The 2,630-nt window shown below is 72.1% G+C and carries 2 protein-coding genes and 1 pseudogene; 1 reads left to right on the forward strand and 2 read right to left on the reverse strand.

Going from position 1 to position 2,630, the window contains the following annotated elements; genetic code table 11:
- Positions 1-1,147: exodeoxyribonuclease VII large subunit (gene xseA / locus AC0HS0_RS02660; protein ID WP_472962099.1), on the reverse strand; the 1,147-nt coding region annotated here is incomplete at its 3' end.
- Positions 1,148-1,250: 103 nt separating this feature from the next.
- Here xseA and AC0HS0_RS02665 point away from each other — a divergent pair.
- On the forward strand, positions 1,251-2,297 hold the full coding sequence (locus tag AC0HS0_RS02665) for a 4-hydroxy-3-methylbut-2-enyl diphosphate reductase (protein ID WP_472962101.1): 1,047 nt from the start codon (positions 1,251-1,253) through the stop codon (positions 2,295-2,297).
- 16 nt (positions 2,298-2,313) lie between these two features.
- Here the strand turns inward: AC0HS0_RS02665 and AC0HS0_RS02670 are convergent.
- Positions 2,314-2,630, reverse strand: a pseudogene (locus tag AC0HS0_RS02670) (serine/threonine-protein phosphatase); the annotation flags it as partial.

Below are 2,630 nucleotides of genomic sequence, written 5' to 3' on the forward strand. Positions count from 1 at the left end.
CATCCGGCGCTTCGGACGGCGAGCCGACCACGTGTCCCGCGGCGTTCTGCACGATCGCGTAGCCGCGGTCGAGCGTGCCCTGCGGCGAGAGCGCGCGCAGCCGGCCGCGCAGGTCGGCGATGCGCGTGCTCTCGCGATCGGCACGTCGCTCCACGAGTTCGGCTCCGCGGGCGACCTGGCGAGTGAGTTCCTGCGCGCGGGAGTCGATGATCCAGCCCGACGACGCGAGCGCCGGGCGGGTGCGCAGATGGCCGACGCGGTCGATCTCGTGGTTCAGGAGGTGCGTGAGCCGCATCCCGATCCGCGAGCGCGCCTGCTGAACCCGCGCGAGCTCCTCCGCGACGTCGGGCACGACGCGCTTGGCAGCGTCGGTCGGGGTGGAGGCGCGCAGATCGGCGACGTCGTCGAGCAGCGGCCGGTCGGCCTCGTGGCCGATGGCGCTCACGATCGGCGTCAGCGCCTCGGCCGCGGCGCGGACCACACGTTCGTCGCTGAAGCCGAGGAGGTTCTGGAAGTCGCCGCCGCCGCGCGCGACGATGATGACCTCCACGTCGGGATCGGCGTCGAGGGTGCGGATGGCGGCCACCACCTCGGTCGGCGTGCGGTCGCCCTGCACGGCCGCGTGCACCACCCGGAACCGCACCTGCGGCCAGCGCAGCTGCGCATTGCGGAGCACGTCTTTCTCGGCGTCGGAGTCTTTGCCGGTCACCAGCCCGATGGTGTGCGGCAGGAACGGGAGGCGCTTCTTGCGCTCGGCCGCGAACAGCCCCTCGGCCGTCAGCTGCGCGCGCAGCCGCTCGAGCCGCTCGAGGAGGTCGCCGAGGCCCACGTGTCGCATGTCGGAGACCTGCATGGTCAGGCTTCCGCCCTTGACCCAGTAGTTGGGCTTCACCGCGGCGATCACCCGGTCGCCCTGCTTGAGGTCGGCGGGGATGCGGGCGCGCACCGACGACCAGATCGTGAACGAGATCGTCGCATCCTCGCGCAGGTCTTTGAGCTTGCCGTACACGTTGCCGCCCGAGACGCCCCACTGGGTGATCTCGCCTTCCACCCACGCGGTGCCCAGCCGGTCGATCCAGCCGCGGATGCGGTCGGCGAGCAATGCGACCGGCCACGGAGCGTCCAGGGTCGGCGGTCCGGGGGTCATCGTCGGCGTGCTGCCTGCGACCTGTGCCACCCGGCCTCCCATTCGTTCTTCAGCGCGCTCCGCGTACGATCGAGGAGTGAGCGACGCGACCATCAGCCTCCCCATGCCCCGGATCCCCGTCAAGCGGGACGCCGGTGCGCGCGGGCGGCTTCAGGATATCCCGGTCCAGGGACACAAGCGCGTGCTGCTGGCCGCACCCCGCGGGTACTGCGCGGGCGTCGACCGCGCGGTCGTCGCCGTGGAGAAAGCGCTCGAGCACTACGGCGCCCCCGTCTACGTGCGCAAGCAGATCGTGCACAACGTGCACGTCGTGTCCGAGCTGGAGCAGCAGGGCGCGATCTTCGTCGACGAGGTCGACGAGGTGCCGACCGGCGCCCACGTCGTGTTCTCCGCCCACGGGGTGTCGCCCGCCGTCGTGAACGCCGCGGCCGACCGCGGCCTCCTCGCGATCGACGCCACCTGCCCCCTGGTCACGAAGGTGCACCGCGAGGCCGTGCGCTTCGCCCGCGACGACTTCGAGATCCTCCTCATCGGCCACGAGGGCCACGAGGAGGTCGAGGGCACCGCCGGCGAGGCGCCCGACCACGTCACGCTCGTGAACGGACCGGACGACGTCGACCGCATCGAGGTGAAGGACCCCGACAAGGTGGTCTGGCTCTCGCAGACCACGCTGTCGGTCGACGAGACGATGGAGACCGTCCGCCGCCTCCGCGAACGCTTCCCCAACCTCCAGGACCCGCCGAGCGACGACATCTGCTACGCCACGCAGAACCGCCAGGTCGCGATCAAGAAGGTGGCGGAGGACGCCGACCTCGTGATCGTGGTCGGCTCGGCGAACTCGTCCAACTCGGTGCGCCTCGTGGAGGTCGCGCTCGAGTACGGTGCCAAGGCCGCCTACCGTGTCGACTACGCGAGCGAGATCCGTCAGGAGTGGCTCGAGGGCGTCGCGACCGTCGGCGTGACCAGCGGCGCGTCGGTGCCGGAGGTGCTGGTGCAGGAGGTCCTCGCGGACCTCTCCGGCGCGGGCTACGCCGAGGTGCAGGAGGTCAAGACGGCAGAGGAGGACCTGATGTTCTCGCTGCCCAAGGAGCTGCGCAAAGACATCACCGGCCGCCAGGACGCGCGGGCGCTGGGCGGTCGCGGGCGCTGACCCGCGGCTCCGGGGCTCACGCCTCCAGGGTGCGGGCCGATGCGGGATCCGCGGCTGCCGAGCCCCCGAAGGCCGGGCGGTACACCGGAGGCTCGGCGAGCTCGACCACGTCGGCGACGACCACCGACACGTTGTCGCGGGCGCGGTGGCGAAGCGCCAGCGCGACGAGCGCATCCGCGGCGTCCTGCGGGGTCGCCGCCGCGTCGAGGGTCTCGGCGACCTCCAGGATCGGCACGTAATCGGTGAGCCCGTCGCTCGCCAGCAGCCAGCGGTCGCCGCGCCGCAGCGGCTGCGCGGCGACGTGCAGGGCGGCCGCGTCGTCGGGGTCTCCAT

This window comes from Leifsonia sp. PARNA 1/14 (genome assembly GCF_055720965.1).

What these genes read in the sequence shown, in the direction of transcription:
- AC0HS0_RS02665 (WP_472962101.1), top strand. Translation starts at nt 1,251, where the DNA reads ATGCCCCGGATCCCCGTCAAGCGGGACGCCGGTGCGCGCGGGCGGCTT.